Origin of the sequence: Pseudomonas reactans, from assembly GCF_013385825.1 — a bacterium.
In the GTDB taxonomy this organism is placed as follows: domain Bacteria; phylum Pseudomonadota; class Gammaproteobacteria; order Pseudomonadales; family Pseudomonadaceae; genus Aquipseudomonas; species Aquipseudomonas reactans.
Genome location: NZ_JACAPG010000021.1, coordinates 96197 through 114827, shown reverse-complemented (window position 1 = coordinate 114827; position 18631 = coordinate 96197). Strand labels below are relative to the sequence as shown.

At 60.3% G+C, this 18631-nt stretch carries 15 protein-coding genes and 2 tRNA genes; 10 read left to right on the top strand and 7 right to left on the bottom strand.

What is annotated here, in order from left to right:
- Window positions 1-10: 10 nt before the first annotated feature.
- The 3 genes from HX868_RS25160 to HX868_RS25150 all read right to left on the bottom strand — a co-directional run bounded on the left by HX868_RS25160 (window position 11) and on the right by HX868_RS25150 (window position 2408).
- Complete coding sequence (locus tag HX868_RS25160) at window positions 11-487, bottom strand: FxsA family protein (protein WP_016975517.1); 477 nt, start codon at window positions 485-487, stop codon at window positions 11-13.
- Window positions 488-553: 66 nt separating this feature from the next.
- Window positions 554-1285 (bottom strand): HugZ family pyridoxamine 5'-phosphate oxidase, encoded by a 732-nt coding sequence (locus HX868_RS25155; protein WP_095017478.1) that lies wholly within the window; start codon window positions 1283-1285, stop codon window positions 554-556.
- Between the two features lie 115 nt (window positions 1286-1400).
- Window positions 1401-2408 carry a DUF481 domain-containing protein gene (locus tag HX868_RS25150; RefSeq protein ID WP_016975519.1) on the bottom strand — a complete coding sequence of 336 codons (1008 nt, stop codon included), beginning with the start codon at window positions 2406-2408 and terminating at the stop codon, window positions 1401-1403.
- A gap of 145 nt (window positions 2409-2553) precedes the next feature.
- Here HX868_RS25150 and HX868_RS25145 point away from each other — a divergent pair, with 145 nt between their 5' ends.
- From HX868_RS25145 to HX868_RS25130, 4 genes are all read left to right on the top strand, one after another.
- Complete coding sequence (locus tag HX868_RS25145; protein ID WP_177004730.1) at window positions 2554-2916, top strand: MGMT family protein; 363 nt, start codon at window positions 2554-2556, stop codon at window positions 2914-2916.
- 43 nt (window positions 2917-2959) lie between these two features.
- A complete protein-coding gene (locus HX868_RS25140) occupies window positions 2960-4501 on the top strand; it encodes an AmpG family muropeptide MFS transporter (protein ID WP_177004729.1) in 1542 nt (513 codons plus the stop codon).
- Window positions 4502-4677: 176 nt separating this feature from the next.
- Window positions 4678-6393, top strand: coding sequence for a proline--tRNA ligase (locus HX868_RS25135; RefSeq protein WP_177004728.1), 1716 nt, complete (start codon window positions 4678-4680; stop codon window positions 6391-6393).
- A 20-nt stretch (window positions 6394-6413) separates the two neighbouring features.
- Window positions 6414-7367, top strand: coding sequence for a hypothetical protein (locus HX868_RS25130; RefSeq protein ID WP_016975523.1), 954 nt, complete (start codon window positions 6414-6416; stop codon window positions 7365-7367).
- Between the two features lie 99 nt (window positions 7368-7466).
- On the opposite strand, the gene dinB is transcribed toward HX868_RS25130, so the two are convergent.
- Window positions 7467-8531, bottom strand: a complete 1065-nt coding sequence (gene dinB, locus HX868_RS25125; RefSeq protein WP_177004727.1) for a DNA polymerase IV — start codon at window positions 8529-8531, stop codon at window positions 7467-7469.
- A 280-nt stretch (window positions 8532-8811) separates the two neighbouring features.
- On the opposite strand from dinB, the gene HX868_RS25120 reads away from it, so the two are divergent.
- The 4 genes from HX868_RS25120 to HX868_RS25105 all read left to right on the top strand — a co-directional run bounded on the left by HX868_RS25120 (window position 8812) and on the right by HX868_RS25105 (window position 13398).
- A tRNA-Met gene (locus HX868_RS25120) sits at window positions 8812-8888 on the top strand.
- 231 nt (window positions 8889-9119) lie between these two features.
- A tRNA-Met gene (locus HX868_RS25115) sits at window positions 9120-9196 on the top strand.
- Between the two features lie 279 nt (window positions 9197-9475).
- Entirely contained in the window at window positions 9476-12118 is a 2643-nt protein-coding gene (gene mprF / locus HX868_RS25110; RefSeq protein ID WP_016977730.1) for a bifunctional lysylphosphatidylglycerol flippase/synthetase MprF, read from the top strand.
- Window positions 12118-13398, top strand: a complete 1281-nt coding sequence (locus HX868_RS25105; RefSeq protein ID WP_177004726.1) for a virulence factor family protein — start codon at window positions 12118-12120, stop codon at window positions 13396-13398. The genes mprF and HX868_RS25105 overlap by 1 nt, the downstream gene beginning before the upstream one ends.
- A 123-nt stretch (window positions 13399-13521) precedes the next feature.
- On the opposite strand, the gene recJ is transcribed toward HX868_RS25105, so the two are convergent.
- Complete coding sequence (recJ, locus tag HX868_RS25100) at window positions 13522-15231, bottom strand: single-stranded-DNA-specific exonuclease RecJ (protein ID WP_177004725.1); 1710 nt, start codon at window positions 15229-15231, stop codon at window positions 13522-13524.
- A gap of 132 nt (window positions 15232-15363) precedes the next feature.
- On the bottom strand, window positions 15364-15906 hold the full coding sequence (locus tag HX868_RS25095; protein ID WP_016977727.1) for a YaeQ family protein: 543 nt from the start codon (window positions 15904-15906) through the stop codon (window positions 15364-15366).
- Window positions 15907-16042: 136 nt separating this feature from the next.
- On the opposite strand from HX868_RS25095, the gene HX868_RS25090 reads away from it, so the two are divergent.
- Both HX868_RS25090 and HX868_RS25085 read left to right on the top strand, forming a co-directional pair.
- Window positions 16043-17242, top strand: coding sequence for a CaiB/BaiF CoA transferase family protein (locus HX868_RS25090; protein ID WP_177004724.1), 1200 nt, complete (start codon window positions 16043-16045; stop codon window positions 17240-17242).
- Window positions 17242-18108, top strand: a complete 867-nt coding sequence (locus HX868_RS25085) for a TIGR02285 family protein (RefSeq protein WP_177004723.1) — start codon at window positions 17242-17244, stop codon at window positions 18106-18108. Before HX868_RS25090 ends, HX868_RS25085 begins: the two co-directional genes overlap by 1 nt.
- 170 nt (window positions 18109-18278) lie before the next feature.
- Here HX868_RS25085 and HX868_RS25080 read toward each other — a convergent pair whose 3' ends face one another.
- A complete protein-coding gene (locus HX868_RS25080) occupies window positions 18279-18563 on the bottom strand; it encodes a DUF3509 domain-containing protein (protein WP_020372646.1) in 285 nt (94 codons plus the stop codon).
- Window positions 18564-18631: the final 68 nt, after the last annotated feature.

Here is an 18631-nt window from a genome sequence, read left to right as displayed (position 1 = left end):
AACTAAGCGGTTATTTGCTGTCGCGATGTTCGAACTCGCCTTCGATCACATCACCTTCACGCCCCAACGGCTGGCGCGGGGCCGGGCCGCCACGGGGTTGCAGGTCGTCGGCGAACGCACGCTGACGAATCGCGGCCTCTTCGGCACGCTGGCGCATCTTGCCGGCCAGCAGTTTGCGGGTGAACGGCAGCAGCATGACCAGGCCGACCACGTCGCTGATAAAACCCGGGAGGATCAACAGGCCGCCGGCCAATGCCATCATCAGGCCTTCGAGCATGGTCTGGGCGGGCAGTTCGCCACGGTTCAGGCTTTCACGAGCACGCAGCGCCGTGGCCAGGCCGGCGACGCGCAGCACCAGGACGCCGAGCATCGAGCCGAGAATGATCAGCAAAAGGGCCGGAAAAAAGCCGATCGCACTGCTGACTTGAACGAATACGAACAGCTCCAACACCGGGAACAGCAGAAAGAGCAACAAAAAAGGGCGCATCAAATGGTTCCTCAACGCAAGAATGCCTTGCCAGTCCACCTTAGATGACGTCGCCGTTTCGTGAATTCAAGCGTCAGCGGCTTCTTTTTTCGGCCAGATCTCGGCATGAGCCAATGAAACCAGGGCTTCGCGTACTTGTGTCGGCGTGTTGCAAGACTCCGCAAACGGCAACCAATATAAGGATTGGCCTATACGCAAGTGCATGCCTTCGCTGTCGATGCCGGCCAACTGGGCAGGCTCGGAGGTCGGCAAACCGGTGAGGTCGACGTAATGGGCAATGGCCTTGGTGTGATCGCTGTTCATGTGTTCGATCATGCTGCGCTCGGCCTTGCCCGCAAACGGGTTGGCCAAGGTCAACTGATCGACCCAGTGAATCGCGCCAAAACCGCCGATGTAACGGTGACGCACCGGCTTGAGTACCCAGAAGTCGAAATCGTGGGCCTTGTGGTAGTTGGCTGAGTCGGGGAAGTAGCGGTAATAACGCTCAGCCGCCGCCTCGATGGCAGCGCCCTCCTCCAGTTTTTCGGCTTCAGCCAGGTAGGTCAGGCGACCGACGGCCTGCACGTCATCCGCCTCGCGCTCACCCACCAGCAGCGAGCACTTGGGGTCTTTCTGCAGGTTGTGGGTGTGCTGGGCAATGCGGCTGATCAGGATCAGCGGGCGGCCCTGCTCGTCGAGGCAATAGGGCACGACCGAACCAAAAGGGAAGCCGGGCATGGCTTTGGACAGTGTGGAGAGAGCCCCACGGTATTCCTTGAGCAACAGCTCTCGGGCGTTCTTGGCAACCTGTGCGCTCAACGTATGACTCCTCGGATAATCAGCCGCCCATGGCCTATGGTGCCTATGGGAATGAATCTCAACGCAAGGTAATCATTATCGGCAAAGGTTGCCAAGCAGGTTTTGTTCGGCCGTGTTACCAGGCCACGCCGAAGCCTGCGGTGTAGCGGGTCTTGCTCAGGCTGCTGTCGGAGTCGCCACTGATGATGTCGCGCTCGGCCTTGAGGTTGAGCGAAGCCCACTCGGTGACTTTGTAGCGCAGGCCCATTTCTGCATCCAACGAATACTCCGCCGGCCCGCCGATAGGCTTGCCCACTTCGCCGTTGGTGAAGAACTCGACGGTCTTGCCCACCAGGTAGCGGTTGTAATTCCACTTCATGGCCAGGGAATAGAAGTTGTCCTTGCCGCCGTCGGCGTATTCGTAGTCGGTGCGGTTGACCAGCGAGCCCAAGGAGAACGCGCCCAGCTCATCGTCCCAGAACTGATAGCCCGGGCCGGTACCGACGGTGCGCTGACGGGACAAGTCTTCAACCTTGTCGCGCTTGTAGGTCAAGCGGCCCTGCCAGAACCAGTGTTCGGTCAGGAAGCGGTCGAGGTCGTATTCCAGGGCCCAGTTGTCGGTGGTGGTGACATCGTCCTGGAACTCGCGGTTGTACTCGCCCTGCCCGGTGTGACGCCATTGGCCATGGCGGGCGGTGGTCTTGAAGTCGATGTCGTAGTCGTTGGTATCTTTGTCGGCGCGTTTATAGTCCAGCGCCATGTCCACGTTGCCTTTCCACACCAGGTCTTCAATCACAGGCTTGGGTTTGATGATCTGCTGGATGCTGGCCAATTCGACGGTCTTGGGCGCCTCGCCGTTGGCCAGCACCACCTTGCCGTCATCCGCCGCTTTCAGGGACTTGGCCTTCTCGCCGGTGTAGGCGTCCTGCTTGACCAGCAGCTCCTGGTCGCTCTCCAGGGTTTTCACCTGTTTCCAGTCCACCGGGATGGCGCCTGCATAATCGGTCTGGATCAGCAGCTTGCCACCGTCGAAGACCTTGATCTTGCCCGTCAGGCGGTCACCGTTCTTCAACCAGACGGTATCGGCGAGCAAGGGCGTGGAGGCGCTGAAAACAGCGAGGCACAGCAGGGTTCTGGACAACATAAGCGGATCGGGAGCTCAAGGTTGGCGAAAAAGGGCGATTATCGTGTTAGATAGCTAGGACTGACTCAAGGATTTATGTTGAGTTCAATTCTCATCAACACACTTACAGACCTTTCCTACAATTGTGCCGTCGGTATCAATGGATATGCCCACCGTGAATCAGCCCGCCGAAACCCCACAAAGCCCCGCCGAAATGCGCCGCACCGCGCTCTACCTGACCCTGGCCCAAGTGCCCGCAGGCTGCGTGGTGAGCTACGGCGAGCTGGCTCACTTGGCGGGCCTCGGCCGTGCCGCGCGTTGGGTGGGACGTACCCTGAGCCAGCTTCCCGAAGACACCAAGTTGCCCTGGCACCGCGTGCTGGGTGCCGGCGGTCGGATAAGTCTGCCGGTGGGCAGTGCCTCGGGTGACGAACAACGCGCGCGTTTGCGCGATGAAGGCGTCGCTGTCCGCAACAATCGCGTGGATATTCAGCGCCATGGCTGGCGCCCGGTAGAGCACAGCGGTTAGAGTGCGCGCTTTGTTTCCGCAAATCTGAGGCAGACTCCAGCCCATGCCCCGTAAAACCTGGCGCGCCGCGCTCGCCGCCTATGCCAGCCCCTCGACGTTAGTCCTGTTGTTGCTCGGCTTTGCCGCCGGCCTGCCTTACATGTTGGTGTTCTCGACGCTTTCAGTGTGGTTGCGTGAAGCCGGTGTGGCGCGCGAAACCATCGGCTATGCGAGCCTGATCGGTTTGGCATATGCCTTTAAATGGGTGTGGTCGCCGCTGCTCGATCAATGGCGCCTGCCGCTGCTCGGCAAACTCGGACGCCGTCGTTCCTGGCTGGTGCTGGCCCAGTCGCTGGTGATCCTCGGATTGATCGGCATGGGTTTTTGCGACCCGCAGAAACACTTGTCCTGGCTGATCGCTATCGCCGTCATCGTCGCCTTCGCGTCCGCGACCCAAGACATCGCGGTCGACGCCTATCGCCTGGAAATCGCCGACGACAGCCGCCAGGCTGCTCTGGCCGCCAGCTACATGTCCGGCTATCGCATTGCCGCCCTGCTGGCCACGGCGGGCGCACTGTTTTTTGCCGAAGGTTTCGGCTCCACCGGCTTCAACTATAAACACTCGGCCTGGACCGGCACCTATGTGCTATTCGGCGTACTGATGGTCCCGGCGCTGCTGACGACCCTGTTCATGCGCGAACCGAATGTGCCACTGCGCACCCAGTTGCAGGCCGGCCGCTACAGCTTCGTGCATCAACTTATGTCGGTGTTTGTGCTGATCGTGTTGCTGGTGTCGGTGCCGGCGATGTTCACCCAACTGTTCAACACCGATTTCGAAAGTGTGCTGTTCCATGGCATGAGCTTGTGGGACCTGCTGATGGAAGACCGCGCGTTCCTGCGTGCCATCCTCTATATCACCCTGACCTCCCTGTGCCTCTCGGCCATGGGTCGGCGTGGCCTGGCACCGGTGCTGACGCCGGTCAACGACTTTATCCTGCGCTACCGCTGGCAGGCGTTGCTGCTGCTGGGGCTGATCGCCACCTATCGCATGTCCGACACCGTGATGGGCGTGATGGCCAACGTGTTCTACATCGACCAGGGCTTCACCAAGGACCAGATCGCCGGGGTCAGCAAGATCTTCGGACTGATCATGACCCTGGTCGGCGCCGGCATGGGCGGCTTGCTGATCGTGCGTTTCGGCATCCTGCCGATCCTGTTCATCGGAGGCGTGGCCTCGGCCGGCACCAACCTGCTGTTCGTGATGCTCGCTGACATGGGCCCGGACCTGCAAATGCTGATCTTCACCATTTCCCTGGATAACTTCAGCTCAGGGCTGGCGACCTCGGCATTCGTGGCCTACCTTTCGAGCCTGACCAACCTGAAGTTCTCCGCCACCCAATATGCGTTGCTCAGCTCGATCATGCTGCTGTTGCCGCGCCTGATCGGTGGGTATTCGGGGGTGATGGTAGAGAAGTTCGGCTATCACAATTTCTTCCTGATCACCTGCATGCTGGGTGTGCCGACGCTGGTGCTCATTGCGTTGCATTGGTATCAGGAGAATCGGCGGGCTCGGTTGAATCCCTCCGAAGAAACGGATCCCTTGTAGGAGCGAGCTTGCTCGCGAAGAACTCACAGACGCCGCGTTCTCCCCGGTTTCCCACGTCATCGTTGACGATCTTCGCGAGCAAGCTCGCTCCTACAGCGCTCATGCCTGTACGCGAGCGACAACCGCCCGTACAATCCAGAGTCATTTCAAGTCCAAGCAACCGACAACGGCCTACCATGCGTACCAGTCAATATTTGCTCGCCACACAGAAAGAAACGCCTTCCGACGCGGTCGTGATCAGCCATCAGCTGATGCTGCGCGCCGGTATGATCCGCAAGCTGGCCTCCGGCCTGTACACCTGGCTGCCCATGGGCTTGAAGGTGATGCGCAAGGTCGAAGCCATCGTTCGTGAAGAAATGAACGCCGCCGGCTCTCTGGAAGTGTTGATGCCGAGCACCCAACCGGCTGAACTGTGGCAGGAATCCGGGCGCTGGGAAGAGTACGGCCCTGAGTTGCTGCGCTTCAAGGATCGTCATGGCCGCGATTTCTGCGCCGGCCCGACCCACGAAGAAGTGATCACCGACCTGATGCGCAACGAGCTGAGCAGCTACAAGCAGCTGCCGCTGAACCTGTATCAGATCCAGACCAAATTCCGTGACGAAATCCGCCCACGCTTCGGCTTGATGCGCGGCCGCGAATTCATCATGAAGGATGCGTACTCGTTCCACGCCGACCAGGCGTCGCTGCAGGTCACCTACGACCGTATGCACCAGGCCTACTGCAACGTGTTCACGCGCCTGGGCCTGAAATTCCGCCCGGTTGAAGCGGACAACGGCTCCATCGGCGGTGCCGGCTCCCACGAATTCCACGTACTGGCCGAGTCCGGCGAAGACGATATCGTGTTCAGCAACGGTTCCGACTACGCGGCGAACATCGAGAAAGCCGAAGCCGTGCCACGGGAAACTTCCCGCCCAGCGCCGGCTGAAGAGCTGCGCCTGGTGGATACGCCAGAGACCAAGACCATCGCGGCCCTGGTGGAAAAATTCAATCTGCCGATTGAGAAGACCATCAAGACCCTGATCGTGCGCGCCGAAGAAGAAGGCAAGCTGATGGCGCTGGTGATCCGTGGCGACCACGAACTCAACGAAATCAAGGCTGCCCAGCAACCTGGCGTGGCCAGCCCGCTGGTCATGGCCACCGACGCCGAACTGCGCGACGCCATTGGCGCCGGCGCCGGTTCGCTCGGCCCGCTGAACCTGCCGCTGCCGATCATCATCGACCGTTCGGTCGAGCTGATGAGCGACTTCGGCATCGGCGCGAACATCGACGACAAGCACTACTTCGGCGTGAACTGGGAGCGTGACCTGCCGGTTCCGACCGTGGCCGACCTGCGTAACGTGGTCGCCGGTGACCCGAGCCCGGATGGCAAGGGCACCCTGGAAATCAAGCGCGGCATCGAAGTCGGGCACATCTTCCAGCTGGGTAACAAGTACAGCCAGGCGATGAACTGCAAAGTACTGGGCGAGAACGGCAAGCCGGTAATCCTGGAAATGGGTTGCTACGGCATTGGCGTTTCCCGCGTGGTTGCCGCTGCCATCGAGCAGAACAACGACGCGAACGGCATCATCTGGAGCGACACTCTGGCGCCGTTCCAGATCGCCCTGGTGCCACTGCGTTATGAGACCGAGCAAGTACGCGAAGCCACCGACAAACTGTATGCCGACCTGACGGCCGCCGGTTTTGAAGTGTTGCTGGATGACCGGGACAAGAAAACCAGCCCGGGCATCAAGTTCGCCGACATGGAATTGATTGGCATCCCGCACCGGATCGTGGTCAGTGACCGCGGCCTGGCCGATGGCAATCTGGAATACAAGAGCCGGACCGAAGCCGAAGCCCAACCGTTGCCGGTGGCTGACGTGCTGTCTTTCCTTCAGGCGCGTATTCGTCGCTGAAAACCAGATCAAGAGAAGTCATGTTCAAGCGAAACACCAGAGCCCTGGGGGGCGCCGCCTTGTGCGGCGCCCTGCTGGTCAGCGGCTGCGCCAACCAGATGTCGCAACGCAGTGAGCACGAGGAGCGGGTCGAGCGTAAGTTGCTCGACCACAGCCTGCAGATCGACGTAGGCGAACCCAAAGTGCTGGAGCTGCCGCAACGCCGGGTGCGTATTCACGAACAGAAGACCTTCGAGGTCACCGAGTTCGAAGTCACCCGTCGTTACGATCGCTACACGCCCTATCAGCCCTGGCGCAAACTCTATGAGATGCCGTTGGGTGCCGTAGCCCTGGTGGCCGGCGCGGGCGCCAATGTGGTGAACGTATTCGCCCTTGGCAACCTGCCGACCAGTGTGACGCGTGACTGGCTGATCTATGGCGTGGACGGCCTCAATCCGTTCATGAACGTGCAGTCCCACGGCCGTGCGCAACAGAACCTGGCGGGTATCGATGAAGTCCAGCGCGACAAGCGCGTGGAGTATTCGAGCCTGCCCTGGAGCGAACGTCCGGTGCAGGTCACCGCCGGCAAGCAAGTCCACGAGTTGACCACCGACCGTAACGGCGTATTACGCCTGAACCTGTTGGACAGCCCGTTTGCCGAACAGGACCTGAACCGCGTCACGACCTTGAAGATCAGCGTGGAAGATGGCCAGGACGACGTGCATTCGGACTCCACGCTGGCGGTCAGCAGCACCTTGCGCAGCAAGTTGCTGGAAGCCCATGGCCTGATCTACGACGACCTGGAAGACGACGAAGTCAGCCAGTGGGTGCACCGGGTCAAGCGCTTGTCTGAACTGGGCCTGGAAGAGGAAGCCAGTGAGCTGGAGCAAAGCCTGATCGAACTGACCCGCAATGATCCCGAGTTGCAGCAGGAATTCCTGCAAGCGCTGACCAAGGATGCGGGGCGGTTGGTGGCGGATCCTGGAGCTCGCTGAACCTTGTAGGAGCGAGCTTGCTCGCGAAAAACGTCAACGATAACGCGAGCGTCCTGAATGAACGCGTTGCCGATGCGCTCTTCGCGAGCAAGCTCGCTCCTACAAAGGGGTAAATAACTCCAGCTGTTCATTGCCACCACTCAGGTCCAGCAACCGCACCCCAATCCCCAGCAACCGCACCGGCTTCCCACCCCGATTGAACGCCTGCGTCAGCAGTTGTTGATAACTCTCCAGATCCCGCCTTGCCCCCGCCTGCTCCAGGGTGGTCTGGGTAAAGTCATGAAATTTCACCTTAACGAATGGCTTGCCCGCCCGGTAACTGCTGTCGATGCGCGCCATGCGTCCGGCCAGGGTTTCCATCAGTTCGGGGAGTTTGGCCAGGCAACTTGAGAGATCCGGCAGGTCCACGTCGTAGGTATTTTCCACACTGATCGACTGCCGGCGACTGTCGTTCTGCACCACGCGGTCATCGATCCCACGAGCCAGGCTCCACAGTCGCTCGCCAAAACTGCCGAACTCGCGCACCAGCGCCAGCTTGTTCCACTCGCGCAACTGCAGGCAGTCTTCGATTCCCAGGCGCGCCAGTTTGTCGGCCGTCACTTTGCCCACACCGTGCAACTTGCTCACGCGCAGTTGCGAGACGAAGTCTTCAACCTGGTCCGGGGTGATCACAAACAATCCGTTGGGTTTTTTCCAATCGCTGGCGATCTTGGCCAGGAATTTGTTCGGCGCCACGCCGGCGGACACGGTGATGTGCAACTGGTTGGAGACACGCCGGCGAATATCCTGGGCAATGCGCGTGGCACTACCGCCGAAATGCGGGCTGTCGGACACGTCCAGATAGGCTTCATCCAGTGACAACGGCTCGATCAGATCGGTGTAGTCGCGAAAGATGGTCTGGATTTCCTTCGACGCTTCTTTATAAGCATCCATACGCGGCTTGACGATGGTCAGGTCCGGGCACAGCTTCAAGGCGTGGCGTGACGACATGGCCGAGCGCACGCCATAGGCCCGCGCCTCGTAGTTGCAGGTGGCGATCACCCCGCGCCGGTCCGCCGAGCCACCCACCGCCAGCGGTTTTTGCGCCAGGCTCGGGTCATCGCGCATCTCGATGGCGGCGTAGAAGCAATCACAGTCGACGTGGATGATTTTGCGCTGCGTCATATAAATGGGGGTGTGTACCTACGGGTGGCCAGTATCGCATTCACACCTGTATATAGCACCAGTAGTTTGATTCTTCCGCTTGAGCGGTAGGAAAAATCCCGGATGAATTTATTTTCTCAATCGAATTTGGCCTGCTGATAGAGCTGAAACCCTCGGCCAGACTGGGCTGGCGGGGTATCGAGAGGCCACCTTGGAGAGCTAACCGATTGAACCACAAGCGCTTTTCTTCGACTCACGGGTTGACACACCTGCGTTCCTCTGTAGAATGCCGACACACAGACGCGGGATGGAGCAGTCTGGTAGCTCGTCGGGCTCATAACCCGAAGGTCGTCGGTTCAAATCCGGCTCCCGCAACCAAACATCAAAAAAGGCTACTCGAAAGAGTGGCCTTTTTTGTGCGTGTCAGTTTTGTAGGGCTGGACCGAGTGAACTTCACTACGGGCTGCGGAGCAGCCCGGCGCGGGGCAAGCCCGCTCACTACAAAAACCTTTTCCAATCTGAAACTTAGGTTGCCTGAGCAGTTATTTGACCGATATATCTATTAACAGTTGACACCCCGCCGCTGGGCTGTAGAATGCCGCCCACAGACGCGGGATGGAGCAGTCTGGTAGCTCGTCGGGCTCATAACCCGAAGGTCGTCGGTTCAAATCCGGCTCCCGCAACCAAACATCAAAAAAGGCTACTCGAAAGAGTGGCCTTTTTTGTATCCGGTGAAAAAGTTCTTCTGAAACAATGGCATGGCATCTTTCATGAAACCGCTCGCGGTTTGTAGAGTCCATCTCATTGCAAGCTATGCTCAATGCTCAAGCGCTACCCTCTACGACCAATGGCCGCAGTCGCCGCACCCGGTGATACGCGTTAATATTTGTAATTATTTTGTCCATAGGGATTGGTAACTTGGCTGGATACCTCCATCCTGTCGCGCACAATCCACGAGGTGATTGATGCGCGCCAACTCGTCTGAACCACAAGACACTGTCACAGCAGAACAACCGATCACACCCACCCGTTTGCGTTGGCTGGATCTGGTGAGCAAGTACCGGCAACCCATCGGGCTGGCCGTCACTCTATTGTTGTTCGCCATCGCCCTGATCGCCTGCCGCCACCTGCTGTTGGAACTGGACCTCTACGCTCTCCACGATTCGATCCTGGAAGTGCCCAAGCCCGCCTTGCTGGGTGCGTTTGCGGCGGCCGTCGCCGGTTTCGTCATTCTATTGGGCTATGAATTTTCCGGCGCGCGCTACGCGGGCGTGAACCTGCCCGCCAAAACCCTGGCCCTCGGTGGCTTTACCGCCTTCGCCATCGGCAATGCGATTGGCCTGTCGATGCTCTCCGGTGGTTCGGTGCGTTACCGTTTATATGCACGCCATGGCATCGGGGCTTCGGAAGTCGCCCATATGACGGTGTTCGCCAGCCTGGCGCTCGGCACCGCACTGCCGCCACTGGCTGCATTGGCGACACTGAGCAACCTGCCCGCCGCATCGACCTACCTGCATTTGCCACAGGCGGTGCTGGGCGGTATTGCTGGCGCGGTGCTGCTGTTGTCGGCGGTGTTGTGCATCGGTATTTATCGCCGTCGCCTGCCGGAACAACCCTACCCGGATAACCTGCTGGTAAAAGCCGGTCGTCGTACCCTGCGCCTGCCGGGTCGCCGTCTGACCTTCCTGCAACTGATCATTACCGCGCTGGACGTGGCCGCTGCCGCCACTGTCCTTTATATGCTGCTGCCGGAAGCGCCGCCGTTCGGTCCCTTCCTGCTGGTATACCTGCTGGCCCTGGCCGCTGGCGTGCTCAGCCATGTGCCGGGCGGTGTGGGCGTATTCGAAGCGATCCTGCTGGCGGCCTTCGCCGACAAACTGGGGGCCGCGCCATTGGCCGCCGCCCTGCTGCTGTATCGCATGATCTACGTGGTGTTGCCGCTGCTGATCGCCTGCGTGTTCCTGCTGGTCAACGAAGCACAGCGCCTGTTCCAGACCCAGCAAAGCCTGCGGGTCGCCTCGGGGCTGGCCGCGCCAGTGCTGGCCGTGCTGGTTTTTTTGTCCGGCGTGGTCCTGCTGTTCTCTGGCGCCACGCCCGAAATCGACTCACGCCTGGAAAACATCGGCTTCCTGATTCCCCACCGCCTGATTGACGCGTCGCACTTTGGCGCCAGCCTGATCGGCGTGCTGTGCCTGTTGTTGGCCCAGGGCCTGCGCCGACGCTTGTCGGCGGCCTGGATGCTGACCATGGTGCTGCTGTTGGTCGGCGCCCTGCTTTCGCTGCTCAAGGGTTTCGACTGGGAAGAAGCCAGCCTGATGACCATGACCGCGATCCTGCTGGCGATCTTCCGACGCTCGTTTTATCGCGCCAGCCGCCTCACCGAACTGCCCTTCTCGCCGCTGTACCTGGTGGCCAGTGTCTGCGTGCTGGGTGCTTCGATCTGGTTATTGCTGTTCGCTTATCAAGACGTGCCTTACAGCCATCAGCTGTGGTGGCAGTTCACCCTGGACGCCAACGCCCCACGCGGCCTGCGTTCGCTGTTGGGTGCCGCTGTGGTGCTGGTGGTTGTGTCGCTGACCTGGCTGCTGCGCACCGCGCGCCCGGTGATCCACTTGCCAACGCCGGACGAACTGGAGCGCGCCAGCAAGATCCTGATGGCCTCGTCCCAGCCCGACGGAGGCCTGGCGCTTACCGGCGATAAAGCGCTGCTGTTCCACCCCAATGATGAAGCGTTCCTCATGTACGCCCGCCGCGGCCGCAGCCTGGTAGCCTTGTACGACCCGATTGGCCCGACCCAGCCACGGGCCGAGATGATCTGGCAGTTCCGTGACCTGTGCGACATTCACCATGCGCGCCCGGTGTTCTACCAGGTCCGCGCCGAGAACCTGCCGTACTACATGGACATCGGCCTCACCGCCATCAAGTTGGGCGAAGAAGCCCGTGTCGACCTGAAACGCTTTGACCTGGAAGCCAAGGGCAAAGAGATGAAGGACCTGCGCTACACCTGGAACCGCGGCTCGCGGGACGGCCTGTCCCTGGAGATCTGCGAGCCGGGCACCGCGCCGATGGACGAGCTCAAGGTAATCTCCGATGCCTGGCTGACCGGCAAGAATGTACGGGAAAAAGGCTTTTCCCTGGGACGTTTCAGCGACGACTACCTCAAGCACTTTCGCATTGCGATCATTCGCTTCGAAGGGCGCCCGGTGGCCTTCGCCAACCTACTCGAGACCTACAACCACGACCTGGCCAGTCTCGACCTGATGCGCGCCCACCCGGACGCGCCCAAGCTGACCATGGAGTTCATGATGGTCGGCCTGATTCAACACTATAAGAGTCACGGCTACGCCCGCTTCAGCCTCGGCATGGTGCCGTTGTCGGGCCTGCAACCACGACGCGGCGCCCCGTTGACCCAACGCCTGGGTTCGATGGTGTTCCGCCGTGGCGAGCAACTGTATAACTTCCAAGGTTTGCGCCGCTTCAAAGACAAGTTCCAGCCTGACTGGGAACCCCGTTACATGGCCGTGCCCGCAGGACTTGATCCGCTGGTGGCACTGGCCGATACCGCCGCCCTGATCGCGGGCGGCTTGACTGGATTGGTGAAACGCTGATGATTCGACGCTCCTGGCGGTATGTATTGGCCTTTGTAGTGCTGCTCGCCCTGGTCCTGGGTGGCGGCTATTGGTACTGGAACCGCCCTGCCCCGCAGCCGACCCTGGAGCAACTGCCCCAGGCCGATGGCTCGGTGATGACTCGGGTAACCCCGTACGGAACGCCGAAAGCCCGTGTGGCCGTGGCCGTGTTGCCCGATGAAATCCTGACCGACAGCCAACTGGTCGCCTTGAGCCAAGGCGGCAAGGCGCAGATTGTCCAGGTGATCCTGCCCAAGGACGACTGCAAGCTGCAGGAGCAAGCGCTGCAAAACGCCCTGGGCCAGCTCAAGGGCCCAACGACGCTGGTCAGCGGCATCGGCCCTGGCGCCGCCCTCGCCTGGCGCTGGTTGGCCACCCAGAACGACGACAAGGCCAACGCCATCTCCGTCGGCTTCGCCTTGGTGCAGGAAGGCTGCAAGGACCCGCTGCCGAAAACGGCCGCACACGGCAATTGGCTGGTGGCCTGGAATGACAACCCTGACGATGAAAGCGCCAGTTTCGTACGCGATACACCGCGCGCCACCACCAGCATCAGCGACTACGACATTCACTACCCGCAAGTGCTGAACAACGAGTTACGCAAGCAACTGGTGGGTTCGGACAACGGCGGCCTGGCGATTCCAGTGGTTGAGGTGCCGGCCGGCCAAGCGAAAGATACCGTCACCCTGTTCCTCTCCGGTGATGGTGGCTGGCGCGACCTGGACCGTGACGTGGCCGGCGAAATGGCCAAGATCGGCTATCCGGTGGTGGGTATCGATACCCTGCGTTACTACTGGCAGCACAAGACCCCGGAACAAAGCGCCAAGGACCTCACCGAGCTCATGCAGCACTACCGTCAGAAATGGGGCACCAAGCGCTTCGTACTGACCGGTTATTCGTTCGGTGCCGATGTATTGCCGGCGATCTACAACCGCCTGCCGGAAAACGAGCAGCAGCGCGTGGATGCGATCATCCTGTTGGCGTTCGCGCGCACCGGCAGCTTCGAAATCGAAGTGGAAGGCTGGTTGGGTAACGCTGGTAAAGAAGCCGCCACCGGCCCGGAAATGGCCAAGCTGCCACCTGAGAAAGTGGTGTGCATCTACGGAGCGGAAGAGGTCGACGAGAGCGGCTGCACGGATAAGACAGCCGTGGGTGAAGCGTTGAAGTTGCCAGGTGGGCATCACTTCGATGAGAACTACCCGGCGCTGGCCAAGCGGTTGGTGGATATCATCGTCAAACACCAAGCCAAAACCGAATAACCTGTAGGAGCGAGCTTGCTCGCGAAGAACGTCAACGATAACGCGGGCATCCTGGATGAACGCGTTGCCCTCAGGTTTTTCGCGAGCAAGCTCGCTCCTACTAGCGCACGGAGTTGATCGAGCCTAGCGCGGTTCGATGTGGGCAATCATCAGTTGCACCGTCTCATTCCCACGAAACTCGTTCACATCCAGCTTGTAGGCCAGCTCCACCCAACGCACGGTCGGGTTCGGCCAGACCTCACGATCCACTCCAAAGGCAATGCCATCGAGTTTCACTGACCCGCATTCAGTCTTGAGCACCACCTTCAGGTGCCGCTCACCCACCACGCGCTGCTCTACCAACTGGAATACACCGTGAAAGACCGGCTCGGGAAAGTGCTGCCCCCACGGCCCGGCATGTCGCAACGCGCGGGCCAGTTCCAGGTGAAACTCTTCCACCGCCAGGGTGCCGTCAGACAACAAGCGTCCCGTCAAATCTTCTTCACGCAGTTGTCGACGCACTTCAGCATCAAAGGCTTCGGCAAACAGCGGGAAGTTTTCTTCGGGTAATGTCAGCCCCGCCGCCATGGCGTGACCGCCGTATTTGGCGATCAGGTTGGGATGCTGGCTCGCAACCACTGCCAGCGCATCACGAATATGAAAACCCTGCACAGAGCGCCCTGAGCCCTTGAGCAAGCCATCCCCGGCGTCGGCAAAGGCGATGGTCGGGCGGAAGTAACGTTCTTTCATACGCGAAGCGAGAATCCCGATCACGCCCTGGTGCCATTCCGAGTCGAACAGGCACAAGCCGTAAGGCATCGACTCCACCGGCAAGTCCTTGAGCTGGGCCAGGGCCTCGCGCTGCATGCCTTGCTCGATGGATTTGCGATCCTGGTTCATGCCGTCCAGTTGCGCGGCCATTTCCCGCGCGGCGGCAACGTCGGTGGTGAGCAGGCATTCGATGCCCAGGCTCATATCATCCAGGCGACCCGCCGCGTTCAGGCGTGGCCCAAGGATAAATCCCAGATCGGTGGAGGTGATACGCGCGGCATCACGCTTGGCCACTTCCAGGATCGCCTTGATCCCTGGCCGCGCGCGACCGGCGCGGATACGCTCCAGGCCCTGATGCACCAGGATGCGGTTGTTGGCGTCCAGGGGCACTACGTCGGCGACGCTGCCCAGGGCAACCAGGTCGAGTAATTCACCAATGTTGGGTTGCGGCTTGTTGTCGTACCAGCCCAAGCTGCGCAGGCGCGCACGCAGTGCCATCAGCACGTAAAAGATCACACCCACGCCAGCCAGGGCCTTGCTCGGAAACTCACAGCCGGGCTGGTTCGGATTGACGATGGCATCCGCCGCCGGCAACTCATCACCAGGTAAGTGGTGGTCCGTCACCAGCACCTGCAACCCCGCCGCTTTCGCCGCCGCCACACCTTCGACGCTGGAAATGCCGTTGTCCACGGTGATCAGCAACTGCGGCTCGCGCTGCAGGGCGACAGCGACAATTTCCGGGGTCAGGCCGTAGCCGTACTCGAAACGGTTGGGCACGAGGTAATCGACATGGGCCGCACCGAGCAAACGCAGGCCCAGGGTGCCCACGGTGCTGGCGGTGGCGCCATCGGCGTCAAAGTCACCGACGATCAGGATGCGCTGGCGTTGCTCCAGGGCGGTCACCAGCAAGTCCACCGCCGCGTCGATTCCCTTGAGCTGCTGGTAGGGAATCAACCGCGCCAGGCTTTTATCCAGCTCAGCCTCGGACTGCACCCCGCGCGCGGCGTAGAGACGGGTCAACAGCGGTGGCAGTTCACCGAGAAACGGCAGGACGGCAGGTAACGGGCGAGGATCAATACGCATGGGAAGCAGGTGAATTCTCTTCAATAAACGGTAGGAGCGAGCTTGCTCGCGAAAATCGTTAACGATGACACGGATTGCCTGGATGAACGCGGCGCCCTCAGGTTCTTCGCGAGCGAGCTCGCTCCTACAGGTTCAACCGCGTTCGCCGACCAGCCATTGCAGTTGCACTTCATGCTGGCCACGGTCGTCGGTGACGAACATCGTGCCTTCGCTGATCATCACGTCCCACTTGATGACGCGGGGCATGTCCTTGGCCAGGGTCTCCAGGACTTCCTGGGGCACGGCGGCGATGTGTACGTTTTTCAGGTTATTCGCCACCGGCACCACCTTGCCTTCCCACACGCGCAAGCTGCCGTAGGCCAACAGGCTGGTGCGTTCGGTACGACGCGAGCACCAGGTGAGGCGGTCGGCATCGGGCTGGCCGACTTCGATCCAGTGCAAAACCCGATCATCCAGGCTTTTTTCCCACAGGGCTGGTTCGTCTACATCTGACAGGCCGCGCCCGAACGACAGCTGCTCGTTGTACCAGAGGGCATAGGCCAGCAGGCGCACAGTCATGCGCTCTTCCGTTTCCGACGGATGGCGGGCGATGGTCTGTTTAACGCTCTCGTACACCGAGCGATCGAGGTCGGTGAGGTTGAGTTCGAATTTGTAGGTCGTGGACGGCTGGGCCATGAACGGGCTTCTAGAGACAGGGAAAGGCGGCCAGTCTAACCGATGGCGAGGCTATTCAACGAATCCTGCGCTGCCCAGGGCTACTCGCCTATGTTAAAAGGCATCAAACCAATGCCCTGCGCAGACAAGGAACCTCATGTCGTTCAACGCCAAACCGCTTGCCGGACTGAAAGTCATCGAACTCGGCACCCTGATCGCCGGCCCGTTTGCCTCACGTATCTGCGCGGAGTTCGGCGCTGAGGTGATCAAGGTCGAATCGCCCGACGGCGGCGACCCGCTGCGCAAATGGCGCAAGTTGTACGAGGGCACATCGCTGTGGTGGTTCGTGCAGGCGCGTAACAAGCAGTCGCTGACACTGAACCTCAAGCACCCCGACGGCCTGGCCATCCTCAAGCAACTGCTGGCCGACGCTGACATCCTGATCGAGAATTTCCGCCCCGGCGTGCTGGAAAAACTCGGCCTGAGCTGGGACACCCTGCATGCCCTCAACCCCAAGCTGGTGATGGTACGTCTCTCCGGCTTTGGCCAGACCGGGCCGATGAAAGACCAGCCAGGGTTTGGCGCCGTGGGCGAATCCATGGGCGGCTTGCGCTACATCACCGGTTTTGAAGACCGCCCGCCGGTACGCACCGGCATTTCCATCGGCGACTCGATTGCCGCGTTGTGGGCAGTGATTGGTGCGTTGATGGCGCTGCGTCATCGCGAAGTCAACGGCGGGCAGGGCCAAGTGGTGGATGTGGCGCTGTACGAAGCCATCTTCGCCATGATGGAGAGCATGATCCCGGAATTCGACGTGTTCGGCTTTATTCGCGAACGCACCGGCAACATCATGCCCGGTATCACGCCGTCCTCGATCCACACCAGCGCCGACGGCAAGCATGTGCAGATCGGCGCCAACGGCGACGCGATCTTCAAGCGCTTCATGTCCGCCATCGGCCGCGAGGACCTGGCCAACGATCCTGCACTCGCCAGCAATGACGGTCGCGATAGCCGCCGTGATGAGCTGTACGGGGTGATTGATCGCTGGGTGAACTCGCTGCCGCTGGGTCAGGTGGTAGAGATCCTGAATAAGGCCGAAGTGCCCGCCAGCCGTATCTACAGTGCCGAAGACATGCTTGGCGACCCGCAATTCCTGGCCAGGGAGATGTTTCTCAAGGCCCAGCTTCCCGACGGCAAGGACTTCAAGATGCCGGGTATCGTGCCCAAGTTGTCGGACACACCGGGCAGCTGCGAATGGGTCGGACCGCAATTGGGTGAACATAACAGCGTGGTGCTGGGCGGACTGGGTTACGACGCTGCCGCCATTGTGCGTTTACGTGAGGAAGGCGCGATCTGATGGTTCGCAGGCTTGCTCAGCTTTGCCTCAGCGTCATGCTCGCCTGGGGCTCGACCGCCAACGCTGAAGACACGCTGGTCTGGTTATTGCGCGACTTGCCGCCACTGACCATTTTTGAAGGCCCAAGCAAAGGCCAGGGCGCGCTGGATCAATTGCTGCCGATACTCATTGAACGCCTGCCGGAATATCGGCACCAAGTGCTGCACGTCAATCGCGCACGCGGCATGCAAATGCTGCGTGAGCCTACGTTCACCTGTGACCCTTCATTGCTGTGGACGGCCGAACGGGCCAGGTACATCGCGTTTTCCAGCCAGGCATTTGTGGTCGCCAGCAATGGCGTGACGGTGCGGCGCAATCAGCAAGAAGCCATGGCGCCCTACATCACGCAAGGCCAGTTTGACCTGCAGGCGTTCCTCGATGCTCATAGGGCAAGGGTGGGTGCCGTCGCAGAGCGCAGCTACGGACCTGTCATCGATGAACGGCTCAAACATGCCGATGCGCACAAGCTCGCACTGCATTACGGCAATGATGCGCTGGGTAGCCTGTTGCAGATGCAGCGTCTGGGTAGATTGGAGGCGGTGCTGGGTTATTGGCCGGAAATCCGTTATCACGCGATGCAACAAGGCATCGCCTCGGACGATCTGGTCTTCTATCCCATCAAAGATTCGGCGCCCTATCAGCGCATCCATATTGGTTGCTCGGACACACCCCAAGGACGCCAGGCTATCGACCTAATCAATCAAGCACTGCACGATCTCCCCGTGGAGCAGGTACAGCAGTCGTATGCCTCATGGCTGGACCCGGTCATGCGCGAACAGTATCTGCGGGATAACCCAAGCTTTTTCCAGGATTCGCCGGAGCCGTGATAAATCGCGGGCAAAAAGAAACCCCGAAGAGTGGGGAGACACTTCGGGGTTAAACGTGGCCTACAAAGACCAGTACAACAAGGCACAAACACCGGAGCACAATGTTTGCTCTTGCTGTTACGAAATCTGACCGGCCACGTTGTAGGAAGTTTCCACAGTTAAACAATTCTTCATGCGGCGGTGGCGTTACGGGTCTGGGCTGCGTTGCGCAAGGCCGCGATGACCGAGGGCTCCAGGCGTCCTTCAGCGATTTTAATGTCGCGTAGCAGACAGTCCACCACATCCACCAGCACGCGTTTGTCCATCAATTGGGCGCGGTCGACTTCACGTTCGACCACGATGGCGCCAGCAGGATTCTTCACGGTTACCAGGCACTCGTCCTGCACACCAGAGGTGGTCAGCGTAACCTGATAAGGGCTCAGTGCTTCTTCGAGCAATAGGCTGATACTTTCCATCTCGATCACCACTCAATAGTTCGGGAACAATCGTTTCAACGGGAGCTGCATCTATCCTAAGTGACTGT